This is a genomic window from Micromonospora sp. PRAS1, from assembly GCF_059553435.1.
Map to the genome: position 1 here is coordinate 23,059 of NZ_JCANNB010000024.1, position 23,937 is coordinate 46,995.

15 protein-coding genes are annotated in these 23,937 nt (G+C 71.4%); 9 read left to right on the forward strand and 6 right to left on the reverse strand.

Features of this window, described 5'->3' with window-relative positions; translation table 11 throughout:
* Positions 1–66 precede the first annotated feature (66 nt).
* The 4 genes from AC507J_RS21455 to AC507J_RS21470 are packed head-to-tail and all read left to right on the forward strand — an operon-like array spanning position 67 to position 10,019.
* The gene (locus AC507J_RS21455) at positions 67–3,912 is read left to right on the forward strand and encodes a DUF6079 family protein (protein ID WP_496290967.1); all 3,846 of its coding nucleotides are present in this window, start codon (positions 67–69) and stop codon (positions 3,910–3,912) included.
* The gene (pglZ, locus tag AC507J_RS21460; protein ID WP_496290968.1) at positions 3,909–6,617 is read left to right on the forward strand and encodes a BREX-2 system phosphatase PglZ; all 2,709 of its coding nucleotides are present in this window, start codon (positions 3,909–3,911) and stop codon (positions 6,615–6,617) included. The genes AC507J_RS21455 and pglZ overlap by 4 nt, the downstream gene beginning before the upstream one ends.
* On the forward strand, positions 6,614–7,918 hold the full coding sequence (gene brxD, locus AC507J_RS21465) for a BREX system ATP-binding protein BrxD (protein ID WP_496290969.1): 1,305 nt from the start codon (positions 6,614–6,616) through the stop codon (positions 7,916–7,918). The genes pglZ and brxD overlap by 4 nt, the downstream gene beginning before the upstream one ends.
* Position 7,919: 1 nt before the next feature.
* Complete coding sequence (locus tag AC507J_RS21470) at positions 7,920–10,019, forward strand: DEAD/DEAH box helicase (RefSeq protein WP_496290970.1); 2,100 nt, start codon at positions 7,920–7,922, stop codon at positions 10,017–10,019.
* Positions 10,020–10,054: 35 nt separating this feature from the next.
* On the opposite strand, the gene AC507J_RS21475 is transcribed toward AC507J_RS21470, so the two are convergent.
* Both AC507J_RS21475 and AC507J_RS21480 read right to left on the reverse strand, forming a co-directional pair.
* Positions 10,055–10,804, reverse strand: coding sequence for a DUF6518 family protein (locus AC507J_RS21475; protein WP_496290971.1), 750 nt, complete (start codon positions 10,802–10,804; stop codon positions 10,055–10,057).
* A 214-nt stretch (positions 10,805–11,018) separates the two neighbouring features.
* Positions 11,019–13,076 (reverse strand): MMPL family transporter, encoded by a 2,058-nt coding sequence (locus AC507J_RS21480; RefSeq protein ID WP_496290972.1) that lies wholly within the window; start codon positions 13,074–13,076, stop codon positions 11,019–11,021.
* 129 nt (positions 13,077–13,205) lie between these two features.
* Here AC507J_RS21480 and AC507J_RS21485 point away from each other — a divergent pair, with 129 nt between their 5' ends.
* Positions 13,206–13,820, forward strand: coding sequence for a TetR/AcrR family transcriptional regulator (locus tag AC507J_RS21485; RefSeq protein WP_496290973.1), 615 nt, complete (start codon positions 13,206–13,208; stop codon positions 13,818–13,820).
* 36 nt (positions 13,821–13,856) lie between these two features.
* Here the strand turns inward: AC507J_RS21485 and AC507J_RS21490 are convergent, their stop codons facing one another.
* Together AC507J_RS21490 and AC507J_RS21495 are read right to left on the reverse strand one after the other, a co-directional pair.
* Entirely contained in the window at positions 13,857–14,642 is a 786-nt protein-coding gene (locus AC507J_RS21490) for a L,D-transpeptidase (protein WP_496290974.1), read from the reverse strand.
* A 239-nt stretch (positions 14,643–14,881) separates the two neighbouring features.
* Positions 14,882–16,330 (reverse strand): alpha-amylase, encoded by a 1,449-nt coding sequence (locus tag AC507J_RS21495; RefSeq protein ID WP_496290975.1) that lies wholly within the window; start codon positions 16,328–16,330, stop codon positions 14,882–14,884.
* A gap of 285 nt (positions 16,331–16,615) precedes the next feature.
* On the opposite strand from AC507J_RS21495, the gene AC507J_RS21500 reads away from it, so the two are divergent.
* Genes AC507J_RS21500 through AC507J_RS21515 form a run of 4 tightly spaced genes read left to right on the forward strand, consistent with a single transcriptional unit; the run spans position 16,616 to position 21,350 of the window.
* Complete coding sequence (locus AC507J_RS21500; protein ID WP_496290976.1) at positions 16,616–18,379, forward strand: ferric reductase-like transmembrane domain-containing protein; 1,764 nt, start codon at positions 16,616–16,618, stop codon at positions 18,377–18,379.
* A 2-nt stretch (positions 18,380–18,381) separates the two neighbouring features.
* Positions 18,382–19,842, forward strand: a complete 1,461-nt coding sequence (locus AC507J_RS21505; RefSeq protein ID WP_496291024.1) for an NADH-ubiquinone oxidoreductase-F iron-sulfur binding region domain-containing protein — start codon at positions 18,382–18,384, stop codon at positions 19,840–19,842.
* A 60-nt stretch (positions 19,843–19,902) separates the two neighbouring features.
* Complete coding sequence (locus AC507J_RS21510) at positions 19,903–20,502, forward strand: redoxin domain-containing protein (protein ID WP_496290977.1); 600 nt, start codon at positions 19,903–19,905, stop codon at positions 20,500–20,502.
* Positions 20,502–21,350 (forward strand): cytochrome c biogenesis CcdA family protein, encoded by an 849-nt coding sequence (locus AC507J_RS21515; protein WP_496290978.1) that lies wholly within the window; start codon positions 20,502–20,504, stop codon positions 21,348–21,350. The genes AC507J_RS21510 and AC507J_RS21515 overlap by 1 nt, the downstream gene beginning before the upstream one ends.
* Here AC507J_RS21515 and serS read toward each other — a convergent pair.
* Together serS and AC507J_RS21525 are read right to left on the reverse strand one after the other, a co-directional pair.
* Positions 21,337–22,617 (reverse strand): serine--tRNA ligase, encoded by a 1,281-nt coding sequence (serS, locus tag AC507J_RS21520; RefSeq protein WP_496290979.1) that lies wholly within the window; start codon positions 22,615–22,617, stop codon positions 21,337–21,339. The two genes, AC507J_RS21515 and serS, sit on opposite strands and share 14 nt — an antisense overlap.
* 219 nt (positions 22,618–22,836) lie before the next feature.
* Positions 22,837–23,916, reverse strand: coding sequence for a DNA polymerase III subunit beta family protein (locus AC507J_RS21525; protein ID WP_496290980.1), 1,080 nt, complete (start codon positions 23,914–23,916; stop codon positions 22,837–22,839).
* Positions 23,917–23,937: the final 21 nt, after the last annotated feature.

Genomic DNA, 23,937 nt, shown 5'->3' on the forward strand with positions numbered 1-23,937 from the left:
CGGCTTAGGATCGTCGGGTCGCCGGTGACGCCGGCGTCACGGGGAGCGGCGGAACGAGGAGCGGTGATGACCCTGCTGCGGGACGTGATCGAAATCCCGACGTCGGTGGGCGACGGTGACTTCGTCGTCCGCGCGGCCGAGGGCGCCGATCTGCGGCGGTACGTCGTCACCGACCAGCTTCGGGAGAACTTCGCCGAGGCGCTGCGGCGGATCGGGCACGCCGTCACCACCGGACGTTCCCAGGCGATGTTCCTGCACGGCTCGTTCGGCTCCGGCAAGTCGCACTTCATGGCGGTGCTTCGGGAGATCCTTCAGCACAACCCGGACGCGCGGCAGATCCGGAATCTGGCCGAGCCGGTGCTCGCCGCCGACCCGTGGCTGCGCGACCGGAAACTGCTCACCCTTACCTTCCACATGCTCGACGCCCGCTCGGTCGAGCAGGCGATCCTGGAGGGGTACCTCAACCAGGTCACCGCACTGCACCCCGAGGCGCCCCTGCCCGCCGTACACCGGTCGGACGCGCTGCTCGACGACGCGGCCCGGCTGCGCGAGCGGATGGGCGACGAGGCGTTCTTCGCCGCGCTGCACGACGGCGGTGGCGCGCCGTTGGCCACCGGCGCCGGGCTGGCCGCACACGTCACCCGGGCGGCCGGCTGGACGGCGCAGCGCTACGCCGCGGCAGCCGCCGCAGCGCCCGGCACCGAGCAGCGGGACCTGCTAGTCAGTGCCCTGACCAGCACGTTCTTCACCGGCGCGGTGCGCAGCGGGGAATACCTCGACCTGGACACCGGCCTCGCGGTGATCACCCGACACGCCAAGGCCCTCGGGTACGACGCACTTGTGCTCTTCCTCGACGAACTGATCCTCTGGCTCTCCACGAAGCTCAGCGACCACGTCTTCGTCAACACCGAGGGCGCCAAGCTCAACAAGCTGGTGGAGTCCGCCGACGCCACCCGGCCGCTGCCGCTGATCTCCTTCGTGGCCCGGCAACGCAACCTGGAGGACTTCCTCGGCCCGCAGGTTGGCGGCACCGAACGGGAGGCCCTCGCGCACGTCATGCGCAGCGTGCAGGGCCGCTTCGGCGAGATCGTCCTGGCCGACACCAACCTGCCGGAAATCACCGAGGGTCGGCTGCTCAAGCCACTCACCGACGAGGGGCGGGCGGTGATCGACAACGCCTTCGCCGCGGTCAAGGGCAACCGGGAGGTCTGGGACACCCTGCTGCTCGGCGCCCAGTACGGCGACGCCGGCATCGGTTCCGACGCCGCCGCCTTCCGCAAGCTCTACCCGTTCTCGCCAGCCCTGGTCGCCACCCTGGTCGCACTGTCGCAGGCGTTGCAGCGGGAGCGGACCGCGCTCAAGGTGATGACCGAGCTGCTCGTCGCCCGCCGCGACACCCTGCGGATCAACGACCTGATCGGCGTGGCGGCCCTCTTCGACCCGCTGGTGCTGCACGGCGAGCTGCCCGACCGGCCCAAGCTCAAGCAGTTGTTCCAGTCCGCCCGCAGTCTCTACCTCCAGAAACTGCGGCCGATCCTGCTCAACATCAACAACATCAGCGAGGAGCAGGCCGCCGGGCACCAGCAGTTTCAGCTCGACGACAAGCTGATCAAGACGGTGCTGCTCGGCGCACTGGTGCCCGAGGTGCCGGCGCTGCACAACCTCACCGCGGCCAAGCTGCACGCGCTCAACTTCGGCTCGATCACCTCGCCGATCCCCGGTTACGAGGGATCAATCGTCCGCAACCGGCTCAACCGGGTCGCCGACAGCGCCGGGGAACTGCACATCACCAAGACGCCCGACCCGGTCTTCTCACTCAAGCTGCACGCCGTCGACTACGACAAACTGCTCGACCTGGTGCCCGACAAGGAGACCATCACCACTGGCGTGCGGCAGCAGTTGATCCGCGAGATGGTCACCGCCGAGATGGGTATCACCGGGGCCGACGGCCAACTCGGTGAGCTGCTGCACCCGCGTGACTGGCGTGGCCAGCGGCACACCATCCAGGTCAAGTTCGGCAACGTGCGCGACCCCGACACCATGCCGGTCTCGGCGCTGATCGCCAGCGGGGAAGCCTGGCGGGTGATCATCGACTACCCGTTCGACCTGGAAGGCTACGAGCGCAGCGCCGACCGGGCCCGGATCGAGAGCCTGGAACGCGGCTCCCGGACGGTGTTCTGGCTGCCGTTCTTCCTGACCGACGAGATGATGGCGAAGGTTGGCCAACTCGCCAAGATCAACTATCTGCTCGGCAACGGCACCGGCGACCGGCTCAACTCGCTCGCCGCCGACTGGTCCCTCGCGGACCGCCAGCAGGGCCGCGTCTACCTACAGCAACGCCAGTCGCAACTGCGCAGCACTCTGCTCGGCGCACTGATGCAGGCGTACGGGTCGGCCACCTCGCACGGCTCGGACGTGCGCGACGACAGCGTCGGAGTGTTCCACACCCTCAGCGAGGGCCTGCACCTCGGCGACCCGCGTGGCGGCACGCTCGCCGAGGCGTTCCACCACCTCACCGGGGAACTGCTCGCCTGGTCCTACCCGGGCCGCCCGGCCATGCCCGACGACGAGAAGCCGGTCACCCGAGGCGAGTTGGCCAAGATCCTGGAGTACGCCACCCGGGCCGCCGCCGACCCCGCGCGCGGCGTCAGCGTGCCCAACCCCACTGACCAGCGCACCCTGCGTCGCGTCTGCAACAACCTCGGGCTCGGCGAGGTGAACGACGGCCGGTACGTGCTCACCACCTCCACCAGCCGGTGGAGCCGGCACCTGTTGCAAGCCGCCGCCAACGAGGGCTACACCGACCGATTCCCGGTGGCTCGGCTGCGGGAACTCATCGACGTGCCGGCCCCGTTCGGCTTCGACCGGGACCTGCAAAATCTGATCATCCTGGTCTTCGGGCTGGAACAACAGCTCGCCTGGTACTACCGGGGCGGCAAGGTCGACGTGACAAGCGTGGCCGCGGTGCGGGACGACGAGATGGAGCTGCGGCACCCGCCAATGCCCGACGAGCAGGCGTGGGCGGAGGCGGTGCAGCGCGGGGGCAAACTCTTTGGCAAAGTTCTGCCGGGTTGGCGTACCCCGGCCAACCTGGGCACGCTCGCCAGCACCCTGCGCGAGGCGGCGAAGGAGCGCCAGGAGGCCGCCGCCGAACTGGTCGACGAGCTGACCACGCACGCCGAGGTGCTGGGGCTGGACGCTGCCGCACCGGTCGGACGGCTCGCCACCGCGCGGCGGGCGGCCCGCTTCGTCGCCGACATCGCCGCCGAACGGGACGACGTGGTGCTCGTCGAATCCGTTGCCGCCGCCGACTTCGGCGACATCGACGACCAGGCCGTCGGCGAGCTACTCAGTCAGGCTGGCAGCCTCAATCGGGCCCTTCGGCAGGATCACCAGTGGTCGCTGCTTAACGCCGTGTCGGCCCGGATCGGTTACGACGAACAGGCGCGCCAGATCATCGGTCAGTTGCGTGGCGTCGTGCAACACGAACAGCACGGACAGGATCTGGTCGCGGCCCTCCGGACGGCGGTCCGGGGTGCCGCCGCGCTGCTCGCCGCCGATGCCTCGGCCCGCCCGAGCGCACCTCCCACGACGCCTCAGCCGTCGAACGGGGAGGGGCCGGCGACGGGCGGCGGCATTGCGGCGACGGAGGGCGGCATTGCGGTGACCGGCGGCGGCGTGCTGGTGCCCGGCCATCGGCGGCCCGAAGCGGACCATGCTGGTCAGGGCGCGGCTCAGGCCGGAGCTGCGCAGCTGCCGCCGGGCGGTGGTGGACACCCGGCTGAGGGCGCTGGCACCGGCGCTCGGCAGCGGGAGATCTCCGACGTGGCCACCTGGAAAGAGGTCGCCGCCGAGATCGAGGCGGCGGTGGCCGCCGGCCGGCAGATCATCGTCACCTGGGTCGAGTCATGAGTGCCCCGGTAAATGCCGCAACACCGGAGGCGGTCCGCCGCAAGGTCGAGGCGTGGCTGACCGAGGCGGACTCGGCGCAGGTCATCGCGCTGGCCGCCCGTCCGGACTGGCCCGCCGACCCGCTGCTCACCGTGCGCGATACCCGGATCCGGGTGGTGCCGTGCCCGACCCCGTTGGCCGCCCGGGCCGCCCTGCACGACCGCCGCGACGACGAACGGCTGGTGCTCCTCACCGACCTGACGGAGAGCCAACTGGGCGAGGGCCTTCTCGCCCATCTCAGCAAGCAGACCGTACGCAAGATCGACCCGTGGGACCTTGTCCGGCAGTTGTTCGGCGGCGTGGCCAAGAACGATCCCATGCTGGTCCGGACGGGCCGCTGGGTCGCCGACGCACTCAGCGACTACGCCCCGCCGGAGGGCTGGCCGACGCCGCCCGGCACCCTCCTTACCCGCGACCACGCGTTGCGTAGCCTCACCGCCGAACTACTCGACCTGCCCGCCACCGCACTCGACGACAGCGGCCTGGTCCAGTGGAGCACCGACGCCGTCCGGCAACGGCGGTTCATGGATGCGTCCGACATCGTGGCGAAGGGCGTCACCGCGTACCTGACCGGAGTCGCCGGCCGGGCCGTTCCGGGAATCATGGCCGCGGCGCGGGCCGGGCACGGCGTGGACGTCATCCCGTTGGGGCTGCTGGCCGGGTTACTCTGGTCGGCCACCGGTCGTGGTGAGGTCGCGGCGGCGGTCGGCCGGACCCGGCTGGAGCCGAGGTTCGGCGGGCTTTCGTTGACCGCCGACCAGGCCGAGGCGCTGCACCGGGCCGCGGAGGCATGGATTTACCGGACCTTCGACGCCGATGGCCGAGCCGAGGCCATGCGGATGTTGCGGCGAGCGGAGGCGATCGCCAGGGAGATCGGCGTCACCGAGTTGCTCGGCGCATCGGCGATCCTGCCCAGCGGGTTCCTCCAGCGACTGCGGGCCTTCGCCGATGCCATCCGGCTCGCCGTGCCGGCCGGCGGTGCCGCGTTGCCGGCCGCCGTGGTCCGGGCGCAGGCCGCACTGGCCACCGTGGAGGAGCACCGCGCTGCCGAACCACGCCGGCTGGAGACCGCCCGGATGGCGGTACGCCTGCTGCGCTGGCTGAGCACACCCGACGACGCCCCGCCAAGGACGCTGCTGGACGCGTTGCACCGGCAGATCCGACAGGACGGGTGGGTCGATCGGGCTCGGCTCGACGTGTTCGCCGGAGACCCCGACGCCCAGGTCGGCGCGGCGTACCGGCTGCTGCATCAGGCGGTGGACTCCCGCCGCTCCCGGCACGACCACCAGTTCGCCGACCTGCTCGCCGCCGCCACCGGCGCCGAGAGCGAACCCGGGGCCCTGCTGCGGGTCGAGGATGTGCTGGACCGGGTGGTCCAGCCGATTATCGACCAGGGGCGGCGCGTTCTGCTGCTGGTGCTCGACGGGATGGGCGTGGCGGCGGCGACCGAGGTAGCGGAGTCGGTCACCCGCAGAGGCGCCTGGCTGGAGCTCACCCCCGCCGGCGGACCCCGCACCGGCATCCTGGCCGCGCTGCCCACCGTGACCGAGGTCAGCCGGTGCAGCCTGCTGAGCGGACACATCGCCACCGGCGGCCAGCAGGCCGAACGAAAAGCGTTCCAGCAGCGCTTCCCGACCGGGCGGCTGCTGCACAAGGCGTCGCTGCGGGCCGGCGCCGGAATGGCGCTTGATCCGGAGGTGCTGGCCGCCATCGAGGACGCCGCGGTCCCGGTCGTGGCCGCCGTCGTCAACACCATCGACGACGCGCTCGACCGCAGCGAACCGGGCATCACCGTCTGGGGAACGGAAACCATTGCCGCCGTCGATGACCTGCTGGCCACCGTGACCGATCGGGTGGTGGTGGTCGTCTCCGACCACGGTCACGTCGTCGACCGAGGGCCCGACGGGACGGTCCTGCCCAGCCCAAGCAGCGAAAACCGATGGCGCCCTGCCAGCACGCCCGCCGGTGACGCCGAGGTCAGGCTGGCCGGCAGCCGGGTGGCGCTCGCCGGTGGTGAGATCGTGGTGCCGTGGCGTGAAGAGGTGCGGTACGGACCGCGCAAAGCCGGCTACCACGGCGGCGCCTCGGCGGCCGAGGCGGTGATTCCGCTGCTCGTGCTGACCCCGGGTGAGGATCTCGCCCCATCCGGCTGGGCCGGCGCGCCGGTGGCCAGCCCGGACTGGTGGCGTGAACCGTTGCCCGATAAATCCGACAAATCGGCTGCGCCGGCAACCCGCCGCCGTTCGCGCCGCCCCGCCGAACATCAGCCCGAGGGCCTCTTCGATCTGATCAACGTGCCAGCCGCCGCACCGCCGGACGATGTGCCGGCCGCCGCCGAGCCGGCCCCCGAGGAGGCACCTGACCTGGTAACCGCGTTGCTGGCCAGTGAGCGGTACGCCCAGCGGCGGGACCCCCGGCTGCCGCTCGCCGACGAACGGGTCGCCGCGCTGCTGCGTACCCTGCTCGCCAGCGGCGACCGGGCGACCCTCGACACCCTTGCCGCGCGGGCCCGGATCCCCGCCCACCGCATCACCGGCACGCTCACCGCGCTGCGCCGGCTGCTCCAGGTCGAGGGCTATCCCGTGCTCACCATCGACACGGACGGGCAGACCGTTCACCTCAACCGCACGTTGCTGATCGAGCAGTTCGAGCTGGAGTCGCGGTGACCGGAGAAATCTCCGCCCGTCGCCGTCGGGACATCATCGACGCCCTACGGCGCGGTGTCGTGCCGAGCAACGGCCTGGACGCGCTCGCCGTCGGGCTGGACCGGTTCGCCGCCGCGCTCGACGACGACCTGGACCGGGTGGCCGAGGGCGGCAGCGTTTTCAAGGCGGTACGCGGCGAGTACGGCGCGGGTAAGACATTCTTCACCCGCTGGCTCGCGGAACGCGCCAAACGGCGTGGCTTCGCCGCCGCCGAGGTACAGATCTCGGAACTGGAAACGCCCCTGCACCGGATGGAGACGGTCTACCGGCGCCTGATCGAGCACCTGAGCACCGAGCAGTTCGCGCCCAGCGCCTTCCGGCCCGTACTCGATGGTTGGATCTTCGCGCTCGAGGAGGACGTACTCTCCGGCGGCACGATCGCCGAGGACGATGCGGACGCCCTCGACCGAGCGGTGAACGATCTGCTGGAACGCCGGCTGGGGGAGATATCCCGGACCACCCCGGGCTTCGCGGCGGCGCTGCGTGGCTACCGGGCCGCCAGCGCAGGTGCCGACCGTGCCACGGCGGACGGCCTCGCAGCCTGGCTGGGTGGCCAGCCACACGTCGCGGCGGCGGCGCGCAGGGCGGCAGGCGTCAAGGGAGACCTCGACCACTACGCCGCCCTGAGCTTTCTGCGCGGCCTGCTGACCGTGCTGCGGGACAGCGGGCACCAAGGGTTGTTGCTGGTGCTCGACGAGGTCGAGACGCTGCAACGAGTACGCTCCGACGCCCGAGACAAGGCCCTCAACTCGCTGCGTCAGCTCATCGACGAGGTGCACGCCGACCGGTTTCCCGGACTGATGGTGTTGATCACCGGGACGCCCGCCTTCTACGACGGGCCACAGGGCGTGCAGCGGCTCGCGCCCCTCGCCCAGCGACTCGCCACCGACTTCGGCCCGGAACCACGTTGGGACAACCCCCGCGCCACCCAGTTGCGGCTACCGGGCTTCACCACCGACGCGCTCGTCGACCTCGGCCGACGGGTACGCGCCATCTACGGCAGCGCCCCGGTGACTTCCCGAGTCGACGACGAATATCTGGCCCTGCTGGCCCGAGCGGTCACCGGGGCCCTCGGCGGCCAGGTGGGAGTGGCACCTCGCATCTACCTGAAAAAGCTGGTCGCGGACGTCTTCGACCGAGTTGACCAGTTCGACGACTGGGACCCGCGCCGGCACTACCAGCTGACCCTGCGGGCCGACGAGTTGACCGACATCGAACGCAACGCCGCCGCAGCGGCGGACGACATCGAACTGCCGATCTGAGATGCCGCACGACCTCGATCCGGTCGTGGTGCACCACGTGGTCAACAGCCTCGGGTGGCGCGACCTGAGGCCGATGCAACGAGCCGCGATCGATCCCGTACGACGCGGTGCGGACGTGTTGCTGCTGGCGCCCACGGCCGGCGGGAAGACGGAAGCCGCGCTGTTTCCACTGCTCACGCGGATGACGGAGCAGCAATGGACAGGTACATCCGTGCTCTACCTGGCACCACTCAAGGCGCTGCTCAACAACCTGCAACCTCGCGTCGAGCAGTACGCCGGATGGCTCGGCCGGCGCGCCGGCCTCTGGCATGGCGACGTCACCGCCGCACGACGTCGGGCAGTGCTCTACGAGCGACCCGACATCTTGCTCACCACGCCCGAGTCGCTGGAGTCCATGCTGGTCAGCACGAAGGTTGACCATCGGAGCTTCTTCGCCGGGCTGCAGGCCGTCGTAGTGGACGAGGTGCACGCCTTCGCCGGAGATGACCGGGGCTGGCACCTGGTGGCCCTGCTCGAACGCCTTGCCCGCATAGCCGACCGTCCCCTGCAACGGATCGGGCTCTCCGCCACCGTCGGCAATCCGGATCAGCTGCTCAAGTGGCTTCAGGGCTCCGGGGCGGGCCACCGGCCCGCAGAGGTCGTGGCGCCTCACCTGGCCACGGCGGTCGACCGGCCACCGCCTGGCGACATCGAGCTGGACTATGTTGGCTCCTTGGTCAACGCCGCCACGGTGATCGCCGGACTTCACCATGGCGAGAAGCGGCTGGTGTTCTGCGAATCCCGGCAGACCGTCGAAGAACTTGGTCAGCTCCTACGGATGAAGGGGGTGACCACCTTCCTGTCCCACGCATCGCTCTCCGCCGACGAGCGGCATCGCGCCGAGCAGGCATTCAGCGAAGCACGGGACTGCGTGATCGTCTCCACCAGCACCCTGGAACTCGGCATCGACGTCGGCGACCTCGATCGGGTGGTCCAGATAGATACACCGGCCACCGTCGCGTCGTTCCTCCAGCGGATCGGACGGACCGGCCGCCGCGCCGGCAGCAGCCGCAACTGCCTGTTCCTGGCGCTCGACGGTGCGGCGCTCACCGAGGCCGCCGCATTATTGCTGCTCTGGTCACGGGGCTGGGTCGAAGCGGTCGTCGCGCCGCCGGAACCTCGACACATCGTCGCCCAGCAACTGCTCGCCCTCTGCCTACAGGAGCACCGGGTGGGTGACCAACTGTGGGTGAATGCCTGGAACGGACTGCCGCCCTTTGGCGAACCCGCCCGGCCCATCGTCCGGCACCTCGTCGAACACGGTTACCTGGACCAGGACGGCGGCATGCTCCTTATCGGCCCAGCCGCCGAAGCGCGTTTCGGCCGCCGGCACTTCATGGATATGACTGCTGTCTTCACCGGGCCACCGGAGTTCACCGTCCTCCTCGGGCGCGACGAGTTGGGGAAGATCGACCCTAGCCTGCTAACCGAAGAGGTCAAGGGCGACCGCAGGCTGCTGTTGGGTGGCCGGAGCTGGCGGGTCACCTACATCGACTGGCGGCGGCGACGCTGCTTCGTGGAACCCGCCGACGGAGGAGGCCGCGCCCGCTGGTCCGGCACCGGTTGGGCGTACCAGGCTTTCGCCCTGACCCGAGCGGTGCGTGAGGTGCTGCTCGGCGCGGATCCACCGGTCAGGATCACCCGTCGCGCCGTCGAACGGCTCGCCCGGGAACGAGAGGAGTTGTCGCACCTGGTGCACCCCGGCGGCACCCTCATTGTTCGCGACGAAAGCGAAGATCTTCGCTGGTGGACCTGGGCGGGTGCCAGGGCGAACGCGACCCTGAGTGCCACTCTCGGCGAGGTTATCGACCCGATGGAGCGCTATGACGACCACAGTATCCGGCTGCGTGAGAACCTCACCCCGTCCCAATGGCGGGCGATGACTGTCGATGCAGGTGACCGCCTCTGCTTGCCCGAGGTCAGCGAGAAGGCGCTCGACGGCCTCAAGTTCAGTGCCGCCCTGCCGAAGCGGCTCGCCACAGCGACCCTCTCCGCCCGTCTCGCCGATCTGGACGCGGCAGCCGCCGTACTCCACGAGCCTGTTCGGTTCGTGAGGGCTTGAATCGACTATGGGCGACTTGCGCGATTGTGGGCTAGTTAGATGGCGGTGGTGATGGCGCTGAGGAGGTGCCAGAGCAGTGCGCCTGCCGCGCAGGACGCCAGGGCCGTGGTGGCGAAGAGGGGCCAGGACTTTGCTGCCTGGCGGTGGGCCAGGAGCAGGGGCAGGCCGGCCGTGGCGAGGAGCACGCTGGTCGCGGCGGAGAGGACCCGACCCAGGAAAAAGGCGTCCAACGCGCCCCAGCCTCGGAAGATCAGGAAGAACGCCAGCCCCTCCCCGGCGAAGAGGCCGAGCGCGACCCCGGCCGCGATGGTCGCCGGGATCCGCGTCCCGCGTCGGATGAGTGCGCCCAGGTGACCCAGGATGATCCCGGCGACGACGGAGGCGGCGAGCCAGAACGCGGCGGCCCGGCCGACCGAGGCCAGGCCGACCAGCGTGGTGGAACCGCCGTCTTCGAGTACGCCGAGGCGCCAGCGTCGGCCGTGGGCGAGGATCAGCCCGTAGTAGACGGTCGTGGCACCGACCAGGACCACGGCGGCGCTGATCGGCGCTGCGGTGCGGTACACCCTGCGGCGGGCTGCCATGTAGCCGGCCAGCAGTGCCGCCCCGCCCCAGGCGAAGCCGCTGCTGGTCAGGGTCAGGATGACCACTCCGGCGACGCCCGGCATCTCGTCGCCGATGAAGGCGAAGAGGCCCAGTCCGCCGCCGGCCAGCAGCAGCGGTCCCCATTCGACAACCTGGCTGGTGGTGTCGGCCGAGAGCCTCGGCGTCGTGTCCGATCCGGTCATCGCAGCTCCCCAACTGGCGGGCCGCGCCCGGTCGGGATTCCGGAATCTCGCCGCCAGCCGTGCCCGCCGAGGATGCCACCCGGCGGGCACGGCTGTCCCGCCCCCGCGATCTTGCACTTTCGGTCGCCGTTACGCGTTTTTTGTCGCATATGAACCGACCAGAAGTGCAAGATCGCCGGGGTGGGGGGTGGGGGTGGGGGTGGGGTGGGGGTGGTTATGGGAGGGTGGGGGACCACCAGTTCGCGTGGCCGGCGAGGCGCATGAGGGCGGGCACGAGCACGCCGCGGATGAGCGTCGCGTCGACGATGACCGCGAGCGCCATGCCGATGCCGAGCTGTTGGAGGAAGACCACCTGGCCGGTGGCGTACGTGGCGAACGAGACGGCGAGGATGGCGGCTGCGGCGGTGACCAGCGGGGCACTGCGGGCGATGCCGAGCGGCACTGATCCGACCGCGTCGCCGGTCCGGTCGTACTCTTCCTTGATCCGGCTGAGCAGGAACACCTCGTAGTCCATCGAGAGCCCGTACGCGATGCAGAACATCAGGATCGGCACGCTCGGCTCGATCGATCCGGTGGGGGTGAAGCCGAGCAGGCCGGACAGGTACCCCTCCTGGAAGACGAGGACCAGCGTGCCGAACATGACCGACAGACTCAACACGTTGAGCACGGTGGCCTTCAAGGGTGCGACGAGGCTGCCGGTCATCACGAACAGCACCACGAAGGTCACCAGCACGATCAGGCCGGCGATGAGCGGGAGCCGCTCGGTCACGCCGTCGCGGTAGTCGGTCAGTTCGGCCGGGTAGCCACCGACGAGTACGTCGAACGGTGCCGGCGCGGCCCGTACGTCGCGTACCAGCCCGGTCGCGTCGGCGGCCAGCCGTTCGCTGGTGGGGATGACCGACAGCCAGGTGCCCTCGCCGGTGAAACGGAGCCCGGTCGGTGCCGGTACCGGCACCCCGTCGGCGTACGAGCCGGCCGGCGAGTCGACGCGTACGACACCGTCGAGGCGGGACAGCGTGGCGGCGTACGGGCCGGTGGTGGCGAGGTTGCCGGAGGTCGCCACCACCTGCACGGCATCGGCCTCCTCCTCGGCGAAGCCGGCCCGGATCTGGTCGTACATCTGGCGTACCGGTGCCGAGGTGGGCAGTACCCGGTCGTCGGGCAGCCCGAACCGGACCCCGAGGAACGGTGCGCCGAGCAGCAGCAGGACGGCGAGCGCGGTTCCGCCGAACAGCAGCGGCCGGCGCATCACGCGCACGGCGAGGCCGTACCAGAAGGTTCCGTTCTCCGGTCGCGCCGGTCCGCGGCGGAGTACCCGGTGGCCGAGCAGCGCGAGCGCCGCGGGCAGGAACACCGTGGCACCGACCACCGCGGCGAGTACGACGGCGATGCCCGCGTACGCGAATGAGCTGAGGAACGGGAAGGGGAACGCGAAGAGCACCGACAGGGAGGCAGCGACGGTGGCACCGCTGAACAGGACGGTGCGCCCGGCGGTGCGTACCGTCTGCCGCACCGCCTCGGGCACGGATCGGCCGCCGCGCAGTTCCTCGCGGAACCGGAAGATAATGAACAGGCCGTAGTCGACGCCCAGCCCGATGCCCATGACGAGGGCGATGTTCGAGGCGAACGTGGAGATGTCGGTGACGAGCGTGGCCACGCGCAGCAGGGCCAGCGAGCCGAGCACCGCGAACAGGCCCACGCCGAGGGTGATCAGCGCGGCGGAGAGGCGTCGGTAGACCACCCACAGCAGCAGCAGGACCAGCGGGATCACGACGAGTTCGGCCCGGATGAAGTCCCGCCGCGCCTGTTCCATGACGGTCCGGAACACCTCGTCGCCACCGCCGACGGTCACCTGGATGACGCCGTCGTCGCGGGTGAAGTGGGGGGTCAGGTCGGGCAGGACCGCCCGGCGTACCTCGTTGGCGTCGCCCGGCACCCAGGCCAGCACCATCGCCTGCCGGGCGTCGTCGCTGCGCAGCGTCTCCGGCGTGCCTCGGGACCAGTACGACCAGGCGTCGCCGACCCCGGGGTACGCGGCCAGCTCGTCGGTGAGGGCCCGGCCGGCGGCAGCGACGTCGCCGCTGTCCACCGTGCCGTGCCGGGCGGTGACCAGCAGGGCGACGTTGGGGGCGCCGGTGCCGAACCTCTCGGCGAGCAGGTCCCGGGCCTGCATCGATTCGGAGCCGGGCGCCTCGAACCGGTTGAGGGACAGCGCGTTGATCGTGCCGGCGCCGATCAGGCCGGCCAGGACGGTGGCCAGGAGCGCGATCACGAGAACCCATGTCGGTCTGCGCGCAACGAGCACGGTAGTCTCCCTGTCGGAGTGTTTACGAGCGGTCACTCGCGTTCGCTCGGCAACAATACGAGCGACCGCTCGCATTTGCAACAGAGGAGGTCGACTGTGGACTCGGACGGCCAGCCACGGCGTCGGCAGGCGCGCGGTGAACGGCGCATCGGCGAGATCCTGGAAGCGGCCGCAGCCCTGTTCGGAGAAGTCGGCTACGAGAAGAGCAGCACCAACGCGATCGCGGCGGCGGCCGGGATCTCACCTGGATCGCTGTACCAGTTCTTCCCGAACAAGGAGGCAATCGCGCAGGCCCTGGCCGACCGGTTCGTCACCCGGATGCGGGAGGCGCATCGGGACGCGTTCGAGGGCGTCGACTTCGCGGCCATCGACCTCGACGAACTACTCGACCGGGTGATCGACCCGATCCTGGCCTTCAACCTCGCCAACCCGGGATTCAAGGCGCTCTTCGCCCGCCCGGACATGCCCGCCGGCCTCACCCAGGCTGCGGCGCCGATCCAGGCGGCACTCCTGGGCCGGGTCGAGTCCGTCCTCTCGGCCCGGGCCCCGGGTCTGGCCCCGGCGGAGCGCAACCGCGCCGCGCGTACCCTCGTGCAGGTCTTCAAGGGTCTGCTGCCGCTGGTGATCGCCGCGCCGGACGGCGAGCGCGACGTCGAGACGCGGGAACTGAAGAAGGTGCTGCGCGGCTACCTCGCCCCGATCACCGGCTGAGCTGCGGTCGACGGCCCGGTGTTGCCTCGGCGTGCCTCAGGCGGTCGGGGGCGGGGTGGGTAGCTCGTCGACGACCACCACCGGCGTGCCCGGGCGCAGTTGTTCCAGCAGGAGCCGCTGGCCGCTGCTGGTCAGTCGGATGCAGCCGTTCGTGGTCTTCCGGCCCAGCTCGCCGTCGTGGTGCCAGGTGTGGATGCCGATGTGCGCGCCCCGCAGGGCGGCGGGTACCGCGTCGGGGTCGTCGGGTACCGACCCGAGGGCGAGGATGTCGACGCCGCCGTAGACCGGTTCGGGTGGCGGAGTGCGGCCGAGGACGAAGGTCCGGCCGAGCGGCGTCTCCTGGCCGGGCTGGCCCAGGCTGAGCCGCCAACTGCGTTTCGCCTCGCCGTCTCGGTACCAGGTGAGCCGGTACGGCACCCGCTCCACCACGATCTGGTCGACCAGCGGGACCGTACGGAAGCCGCCGGGTGGCAGCCAGGCCAGTCTGCGGTTGGCCGAGGGCAGCAGCACCGCCGTCCAACCCGCCCTGCGCTGCGCGACGGGTACGGTCAGCTCAACGCCACGAATGGTCGGCATCAGGAAGGCCAGCGGCCGTCCGCCGGGTGCGTCGTAGGCGGCGAGCCGGCGGTCGGGGCGTACTCCCTCGGTCAGCGGCGTGGTGTCCAGGGTGTCCGGGTCGGCGGGGAAGCCGGCGGGTGCCGGGTCGTAGTCGATCTCCGGTAGCCAGTCCGGCGCGGGTGCCGCGGCTGGCCCCTCCTCGGCCTCGGGCCTGGTGGGTGCCGGCACCTCGACGACGGACGGCACGACGTCCGGCCGCGCCACCGGCGCCGCCCCGGGTGCCGAGGTCAACCTCCACCCGCCGTAAGCCACACCGCCGACCAGGAGGGAAGCACTGATGATGCCAACCGCCCATCGCCCTCCACCCCAAACCCTCACAAACCCAACACTATCCCCTCAAACCTCCCAAGACCTTCCATAGCCCGCAAATGATCAAGAGGTTTGCGTCAGGGGATGGCGGGATCCTGACGCAAACCTCTTGATCAACGGAGGAAGGGTGGGTGTCAGGGGAGGCGGGCGGAGGTGTGGATGGCTATCGCGTCGTGGGCGGGGACGTTTGCGGCGAACCAGCCGTTGGCGTCGACCGTGATGACCGGGCCACTGCACGAGCCGTTGGTGAAGGTGCCGTGGATGACGTCGCAGTAGCGGCCGGCGGGTAGGCCGGTGTAGTACGAGCGGCCGTTGATCGCGAAGTCCTCGTCGTTGATGGTGATGAAGCCCCGGCCGGTACGGCTGAACGCGATGTGCTGGCTGCCGTTGTCGTACCAGTTGCTGACGCCGGTGCCCTCGGTGGCGTTGCGGAAGCCGACCATGTTCGCGATGACCGGCCAGCGGTGCTCGCACTCCCAGCCCGAGTAGCAGACCGCGTTTAGCGTCTTGTTGTTGCCGTCGGAGGGCGGGCCGGCGTCCCGGCTGCTGAAGGTGTAGCTCGACATCACCGTCGGCGAGCCGTACGGCCAGGCCAGCATGAAGGCGTTGGCGAGGGCGTAGATGCCCCGGTCGCGGTAGGTGAGCACGCCGCCGTCGTCGCGCTGGGTGTCGTGGTTGTCGACGAAGACGGCGGAGACGCCGCCGGGCAGGTGGCCCCAGCCCTCACCGAAGTTGCGCAGGTAGGCCAGGCGCTCCGAGCGGAAGACCCGGGCCAGGTCCTTGCCGTAGCGGAACTCGTGCACGTCGCCGTTGCCGGTGTACTCGTTCGGGGTGATCGGCTCGCCCGCGCCGTAGATCACCTCCTGCACGATGTACGGCCGACGGTTCAGCCGGCTCAGGATGTTGGCGATGTCGGCGGCCGGCATGTGCTTGCTGGCGTCCAGCCGGAAGCCGTCCACGCCGAGCGAGAGCAGGTCGTTGAGGTACCCGGCCAGCCGGGACCGGACGTAGTCCGATCCCGTCTTCAGGTCGGCGAGGTTCACCAGCTCACAGTTCTGCACCTCGTACCGGTCGTTGTAGTTGACGATGTCGTTGTTGCCGTTGCGGCCGCAGTAGTTGAAGTCCTGCGCCTGGTAGATGCCCGGGTAGACGTGGTGCTGGTACGACGATCCGGCCCAGCCGGTGCCGCCGTTTGTCTGGCCGGACATGTGGTTGATCACGGCGTCCACGATCACCTTGACGCCGGCGGCCTGGCAGGTGGCGACCATGGAGCGGAACTGCTCCCGGGTGCCCTTGCGGGACTCGATCCGGTAGCTGACCGGCTGGTAGGCCACCCACCACTGGTTGCCGCGGACGTGCTCCTGCGGGGGTGAGACCTGGACGTAGCCGTAGCCCTTCGGGCCGAGGGTGCTGGTGCACTCGCTGGCCACCGAGGGCCAGTTCCACTCGAAGAGGTTGGCGATGACCTTCTTGTTGCCGGCCGGTGCGGCCATGGCCGGGGACGTCGTCACGAGGTTGGGGGCGAGGAGGCTGGCGATCGCGGCGAGGGCGACGAGCGCCGGGCGGAGTCGACGTCGATGCATCGGGTGCTCCTGGGGGGTGCCGGGGGACGGGTGGTGGATCGGTTGCCCGGATCTTGCAATCCGGGCTGAAAAATTTCGGAAAGGTTACAAGCGGATTTCATCGACTGTCAATGATGGACATGAGTGACTGCGCGGGCCGCCTACACGCGCCGGGTCGGGGGACGGTTCGACAAGTTGCTGAGAATTTTTTGTCGGCAACTGATCCGTCCGAGGGTCCGGAGCCGTACTGGTGTGGGGAACAGGGTCGGCCGGCGGTGCGCCGCCGCGAGACGATCGAGGAGCACAGTGGCCCGGGCTACGCAGAACGAGAAGCCGCCTGCCGTCCGTACCAGCGTCAGCACCAGAGGGATCCGGGTGCGGTCCCGCGCCCAGATACTGGCGCTGACCACGTGTGGACTCGCCGTGTTGTGGGCGCTGACCATGCTCACCGGCGCCGGTCAGCAGGCGTACGCGATGGGTTTCTTCTTCACCGAGTTCTTCGCCGGTGTCGTCGCGCTCGTCGCGCTGAGCATCACCGTGATGTTGGGTCTGGTCTCGACCGACCGTTTGGTGCTGCTCATCCGGCACCGGGTCCTGCTCCAGTCCGCGCACCGGGCCACCGGCATCCTCGGCGTCGCCGGCCTCGGCTTCCACGTGGTCACGAAGATCGCCACCGGTCGGGCCGGGGTGACCGACGCCGCCGTGCCGTTCGTCGGCGGTCGGGGCCTCTATGTCGGGCTCGGCACCATCGCCGCGCTGCTCATGGTCGGTGTGCTCTGGACCGGCATCATCCGCGCCCGGTTCGCCGACATCGGCCCCAAGTGGGTGTGGCGGGCGCTGCACTCGATGGCCTACGTCTCCTGGCCGTTCGGCATCTTCCACGGCCTGGGCGCCGGCCGCGCGCCCGCCGGCTGGGTCACCCTCAGCTACTTCCTCTGCGTGGTGCTGGTCGTGGTGGCGCTGTGCGTGCGCCTCTCGGTGACCCTGCAACGACGCAGCCGCGAGCAGCACCAGGCCGCCGCGCTCAACGAGGCGATGGCCGGCAAGGGCAGCGAGGAGACCCGGCCCAAGTCGCTGCTCGGCACCCTCACCAAGCGGGGCGGCGAGAACGAGCGGGCCCGCCGCGACACCAGCTGGGCGAACACCACCTCCGGCACCTGGGCCAGCCCCACCATCCGGCGCAACGACCCGGAACGCTTCACCGTGCCGGTGGTGCCGCAGCCGGGCTCGCTCGGCGAGCCGGGCCGCCCGGGCCGGGACCGCCGCGACGAGGAGCTGGAGCCGGTCGTCCGGCGGCCCTCGCGCCGCGAGGAGGAGGAACTGGAGCGGGTCGTCCGCCGGGAGACCGAACTGCTCGAACCGGTGGCGCGTCGGCGCCGCGACGAGGAGCCGACCGGCCGGCGCACCAGCCGCCGGGACGAGGAACTGGAGTCGGCCCAGGTCGAGGAGGACCTGGAGCCGGTCAGCCGCCGTACCCGCCGCGACGAGGAGCCGAGCCGCCGGCGGTCCGCCCGGCGGGAGGCAGAGCGCGAGCCGGTGGGCCGTCGCTCGACGCGCCGCCGCGAGGAGGAGGAACTGCTGCTGGACGCCGACCGCGAGCCGGTCGGCCGGCGCCGCCGCGACGACGAGGAGATCGGCTCCGCCCGGCGCTCCCGGGTCGCAAGCGACGCCCGCAGCCGCTACTCGGCCCCGCCGCAGCTGGACCGGGAGGAGCCGGAGGAGCCCTGGGACAGCCCGCGTCGCTGGGAGTCGAGCGCACCGATCTCCGCCGGCCCGATCTCCGGCGCACCGATCTCCGGTTCGCCCATCTCCGGTTCGCCGATCTCCGCCGCGCCGCGCAGCGGCGGCGGACGACACAGCGCCGACGACGAGGTGCCGGAGGCCGAGACCGACTACTGGCGGCCCCCGGCGCGGTACACGCCGGAGGAGGACGACACCCCGACCCTTGTCGACCTCGCCTCGCGGCGGGCCCGCCGGGCCTCCTCCGCCGAGAGCCGGCGCCGCCGCCGGGCCGACCCGGACAGTGTCGACGGTGCCTACTGGGCCGGTCTGCGAGGTGAAGCCAAGTGACGATGCGTACCACGGTTCCGCCGGTGGCCTGCGTCGGTGAGCCCCGGCTCACCGCCGGATTCGCCGAGTTCGGCCGGCTCGACCTGCGCGCGCACGAGATGGTGCACGGCCCGATCAGCCCGATGGAACCCTCCGTGCTGCTGGGCCTGGCCGAGGGCATCCAGCTCAAGGGCAAGGGCGGCGCGGGCTTCCCGTTCGCCAAGAAGCTGCGCGCGGTGCTGGAGTCCTGCGAGCGCCAGGACCTGCCGCCCGTGGTGGTGGTCAACGCCACCGAGGGTGAGCCGGCCAGCTGGAAGGACAAGGTCATCCTCACCCGGGCCCCGCACCTGATCCTCGACGGTGCCGCCCTGGCCGCGTTCGCGCTCGACGCCGAGGAGATCGTGCTCTGCGTGGCCGACGACCTGATCGGCCGGGACTCCCTGATGGAGGCGCTGGAGGAGCGCCGGATGCCGGTGCCGACAAGCGTGGTGACGGTGCCGCACCGGTTCATCAGCGGTGAGGGCGGTGCGTTGGTCAACGGGATCAACGGGTTGCCGCACATCCCGCCCGGCACCAAGAAGCGGTCCAGCGACTCCGGCGTGAACAACCTGCCCACCCTGCTCTCCAACGCCGAGACGTACTCCCAGATGGCGATCGCCGCCCGGCTCGGCCCGTACGAGTACGCGGCGCTCGGCACCGACGACGAGCCCGGAACCGTGCTGCTCAGCGTGACCGGCGCGGCGAAGCGGCACGCGGTGGTCGAGTGCGCCGCCGGCACCCCGCTTCGGGAGATCCTCGAACTCTGCGAGGTGCCCGAGGGGCCGGGCATCCTGATGGGCGGCTACCACGGCAAGTGGATCACCTGGGAGGCGGCGAACAAGGCCGAGGTCTCCCGCAAGGGGCTCGCCGCCGTCGGCGGCACCCTCGGCGCCGGCATCATCGTGCCGCTGGCCAACGACACCTGCCCGCTCGGCGAGGCCGCCCAGGTGGTGCGCTACCTGGCCGGCGAGTCCGCCGGGCAGTGCGGCCCGTGCAAGCGCGGCCTGCCCGACCTGGCCCGCGCCGTCGACCTGGCGGTCTCCGGCAGCGCGCCGGTGGAGGTGGTCCGGGCCGCGGCCGGCGACGTCAAGGGCCGTGGTGCGTGCAGCCACCCCGACGGTACGTCCCGCTTCGCCCTCTCGGCGATGGAGGTCTTCGCCGACGACCTGAAGCGGCACACCACCGGCGAGGGCTGCGGCCGGCGGGTCAAGGGCGTGATGGGCCTGCCCGGCGCACCCGACCCGGACCCGCAGAAGCTGGTGCTGGACTGGTCCCGGTGCGACGGGCACGGGCTCTGCGCCCACGTGGTGCCGGACTTCATCCGGCTCGACCAGAACGGATACCCGGCCTTCCCGGCCACTCCCGTGCCGACCTGGCTGCGGGAGGGCGCGGTGAAGGCGGTCAAGGTCTGTCCGGAACTCGCGCTGCGGCTGACAAAGGCCTGAGCGGGTGGCCGGCGACGGCCCGAGCGCCCGGACCGGCGCAGCGAACCGAAGGAGACGCGGATGAGGTCGGCAGGCACGACGGGACGTTCCACCGGCGCGATCGCCGCCGCACTGCTCGTCGGTGTGCTGGCCACCGCCGGCTGCGCTGCCGACCCGGTCGCCGAGGCGGCCCCGCCGGCCGGCACGCCGGCCGCCACCATCCCGGCGGACGGTGCCACTGGCTCGCCCTCGACCGGGCCGGCCAGCCCCGGGCCGGTGCCGGAGACCCTCCGGTTCACCGGTAAGCGCCTGGACGGCGCGGCGTTCGACGGCGCCAGCCTGGCCGGCCGCCCGGCGGTGCTCTGGTTCTGGGCACCCTGGTGCGCGGCCTGCGCCAGCCAGGCGTGGACGGTGGCCGAGATCGCGCCCGGCTTCCGGGACACCGTGCCGATCATCGGTGTGGCCGGGCTCGGCGAGCACAAGGCGATGACCGACTTCGTCACCGAGTTCGAGCTCGAACCGGTGCCGCAGCTCGATGATCGGGAGGGGGCGATCTGGCGACGCTTCGAGGTCGTCGAGCAGAGCACCTTCGTGATCATCGACCGGGACGGCAAGGTGATCCACCAGGGTTGGCTGGACGGGGAGGACCTCACCCGCCGGGTCACCGCGCTGGCCGGCTGATGGAGGCGCCGCTGCTGCTGGCACTGACCGCCGGCATGCTCGGCGCGGTCAACCCGTGCGGCTTCGCGATGCTGCCGGCGTACCTGTCGTTGCTGGTCGCCGGGGCCGCCGACACCCGGGGCGCGATCCGGCGGGCGCTCACCGCCGCGGGCGCGCTGACCCTGGGGTACGTGCTGGTGTTCGGTGCCTTCGGACTTGCGCTGGCCCCGCTCGCCGGCTGGCTGCGGCCCCGGCTGCCCTGGTTCACCGTCGGCCTGGGACTGCTGCTGGTGGCGCTCGGCTGCTGGCTGCTCGCCGGCCGGCGGCTGCCCACCCCGCGCCCGTTGGCCCGGGCACCGCGACTGACCCGCACGCTGCCGTCGATGGTGCTCTTCGGCATGGCGTACGCGGTCGCCTCGCTGGGCTGCGCCATCGCGCCGTTCCTGGCCACCGTGGTGACCAGCCTCCAGGCCGGCTCGCCGCTGCGCGGGCTGGCGCTGTTCGGCGCGTACGCCCTCGGCATGGGGCTGGTGGTGGCGGTCGCCGCGCTCGGCGTGGCGCTGGTGCGCGGCGAGGTGGTGGCCCGGCTGCGCGGCGCCGGCGCCTGGGCACCCCGGCTCAGCGGCCTGGTGCTGCTGCTCGCCGGCGGCTACGTCGCCTGGTACGGCTGGTACGAGGCGCGGCTCTTCGCCGGCCGCCGGGACGCGCTCACCGACCCGGTGGTGACCACCGCCGCCGGCATCCAGCGCTGGCTCGCCGGCACCCTCGACACCGCCGGCCCCACCGTGCTCGCCCTCCTCCTCGCCGCGCTGCTGCTCACCGCCTGGCTGCGAAGGAAGGGCCCCCGATCGACGGTCAGCGGGGGGTGAGGCGGTCGGTGCCGAGCCGGTCCCGGAGCACCTCGGGCACCAGCACCGAGCCGTCGGGCTGCTGGAACTGCTCCAGGATCGCCGGGTACAGCCGGCTGGTCGCCAACGCCGAGCCGTTGAGAGTGTGTACGAAGCGGGTCTGCTTGCCACCCGGCTCCTTGTAGCGGATCGCCGCCCGGCGGGCCTGGTAGTCACCACCCCAGGAGACCGAGGAGACCTCCTTGTACTTGCCGGTGCTCGGCATCCAGACCTCGATGTCGAGGGTCTTGCGCATCGAGGCGCTGGAGTCACCGGCCGCGAGCAGGCTGCGCTGGTAGTGCAGGCCCAGCCCTTCGACCAGGCTCTCCGCGTGCGTGACCATCTGCTCCAGCGCGGCGTCGGCCTGGTCGGGAAGGGTGAACTGGAAGATCTCCACCTTGTTGAACTGGTGCCCCCGGACGGTGCCGCGCTCGTCCGAGTGTGAACCGGCCGCCTCCCGCCGGTAGCAGGGGGTGTACGCGAACACCTTCAGCGGCAGCTTCGCCGGGTCCAGGATCTCGTCCTGGTACGCGCCGAGAATCGCCGTCTCCGCGGTGGGCAGCAGGAACTGCCCGCGCGGCGCGGACTGCCGGTCCAGGTGGTAGACATCGTCGTAGAACTTGGGAAACTGGCCGGCGGCGAAGCCTGCGGTGTCCAGCAGCAGGTGCGGCGGGAGCAGGAACTCGTACCCGGCCTCGATGTTCCGTTCGATCAACCAGTTGATCAGCGCCCACTCCAGCCGGGCGCCGACGCCGGTGTACATCCAGAAACCGGATCCGCCGAGCTTGACGCCGCGCTCGTGGTCGACCAGGCCCAGCATCCGGCTCAACTCGACGTGGTCGCGGACCTTCTCGATCGCCGGTGGCTCGCCGAAGGTCTTCACCACCCGGTTGGCCTCCTTGCCGCCGGGCAGCACGTCGTCGGCGGGCAGGTTGGGCAGCTCGCTCATCACGGTACGCAGCCGGGACTGCACCTCGTCCAGCTCGGCCTCCAACTCGGCGACCTGCTTGCGGCCCGCCTCGTCGGCCACCTGCGGCTCGACACCGGCCCGCTTGGCCTGCGCGTACGCCCGAGCCTCGGCCTTGCGGCGCTGGCGCTCGCCGTCGATCTCGCTGATCAGCCGGCGACGATCCCGGTCGAGCTGCTGGATTTCGTCCAGCGCCCGGTCGACCTCGGCGGCGTCGAGCCGCTTTGCCAGCGCGGTCGCCACCGCGTCGCGATCCTTCCGGATCAACTCCATGTCGAGCATGCTGCTCCGTACGCCTCCGTCGCTCGGACCGACCAGAGGATGCTACCGCCGTGCCCGGAACGCCCGGCCCCCCGCACCCACCTCTCGCCTCGGCGACGGCTCGGCAACGGCCGGCGCCGGCTTCGGCGAAGGGGCGTCGGGCCGGCACCGGGGCCGCAGCGGCGGTGAAGGGGCATCGGGCCGGCACCGGGGCCGCAGCGGCGGATCCGCGGCAGGGCTTCACAGCCGGATGGGCATCAGGATGGAGAAGGCGACCTCGTCGTCCGGCCGGCGGATGGCCAGCGGGGTGGTCGGGCCTTCCAGCTCCAGCACCGGTCGCGGATGGCCGGCCGCGTCGAGCGCGTCGAGCAGGTAGTCACCGTTGACGCCGACGTGCAGCTCAGCGGGATCGGCCCGGCTGAGGTCGTCGGGGCCGAGCAGGCGTACCGCATCCGGGCCGCGCAGGCCGAGCACCGTCACCGGCAGCGGCCGGCCGGCGTACTGCCGGGTGAGGGTCGGTCCGCCCGCCCGCAGCGCGGCGACCAGCCGTTCGGCGTCCACCGCGACCCGGCGGGTCGGGCCGCCGTCGCCCGCGCCCGGCAACAACGCGTGATAGTCCGGAAAGTCGTACGGCAACGGGGTGATCGGCAGCCGACCACCGGCGACCTCGGCGACGACCTGCGCCCCGAGGACGGTCAACCGCACCTCGGTCGCCGCCCGGTCCAGCAGCCGGCGCAGCTCGTCCACGGCGGTCACCGGCAGGAGCGTGCGTACCGCCGGACCCCGGACCACCGCGTCGGCCCAGGTCACCGCGAGCCGGTGCCGGTCGGTGGCGACCAGCCGTACGCCCTGCTCCGTCACGTCGAACAGCACCCCGGCCAGCGCCGGCAGCTCGGGATCGGCGCCGACGGCGAAGCGGACGGCGTCCACGGCGGCGGCCAGGTCGGCACCGGTCAGCACCAGTTCGGTGGCCGTCGGCGACTGGTCGGCGGGGAGCAGCGAACGGATCCGGGACACCTCGCGACGCGCGTCGGCCAGACCGTCGGCCAGCCGGCGCAGATGCGCGTCGAGCAGCCGGTGCACGGCGGCGGGTTCGGCGCGTACCGCCTGGGCGATCTCGGCCACCGGCATGCCCACCCGGCGCAGCCCGGCGACCAGCCGGGCCGGCGCCACCTGGTCGTCGGTGTACCGGCGGTACCCGGTCACCGGGTCCACCCAGGCCGGCACCAACACCCCGGCGGCGTCGTAGAACCGCAGGGCGCTGACCGTCAGCCCGCTGGCCCGGGCCAGTTCGCCGATGCTGCGCAGGTCGCTCTCCACCCCCGAGATCCTGCCGCCTCA

Bases quoted from the DNA above. Each gene is read 5' to 3' on its own strand.
- pglZ (WP_496290968.1), top strand. From the start codon at position 3,909: ATGAGTGCCCCGGTAAATGCCGCAACACCGGAGGCGGTCCGCCGCAAG.
- AC507J_RS21495 (WP_496290975.1), bottom strand. From the start codon at position 16,330: ATGCATCGACGTCGACTCCGCCCGGCGCTCGTCGCCCTCGCCGCGATC.
- AC507J_RS21515 (WP_496290978.1), top strand. From the start codon at position 20,502: ATGGAGGCGCCGCTGCTGCTGGCACTGACCGCCGGCATGCTCGGCGCG.
- serS (WP_496290979.1), bottom strand. From the start codon at position 22,617: ATGCTCGACATGGAGTTGATCCGGAAGGATCGCGACGCGGTGGCGACC.
- AC507J_RS21455 (WP_496290967.1), top strand. From the start codon at position 67: ATGACCCTGCTGCGGGACGTGATCGAAATCCCGACGTCGGTGGGCGAC.
- AC507J_RS21510 (WP_496290977.1), top strand. From the start codon at position 19,903: ATGAGGTCGGCAGGCACGACGGGACGTTCCACCGGCGCGATCGCCGCC.
- AC507J_RS21475 (WP_496290971.1), bottom strand. From the start codon at position 10,804: ATGACCGGATCGGACACGACGCCGAGGCTCTCGGCCGACACCACCAGC.
- AC507J_RS21505 (WP_496291024.1), top strand. From the start codon at position 18,382: ATGCGTACCACGGTTCCGCCGGTGGCCTGCGTCGGTGAGCCCCGGCTC.
- AC507J_RS21470 (WP_496290970.1), top strand. From the start codon at position 7,920: ATGCCGCACGACCTCGATCCGGTCGTGGTGCACCACGTGGTCAACAGC.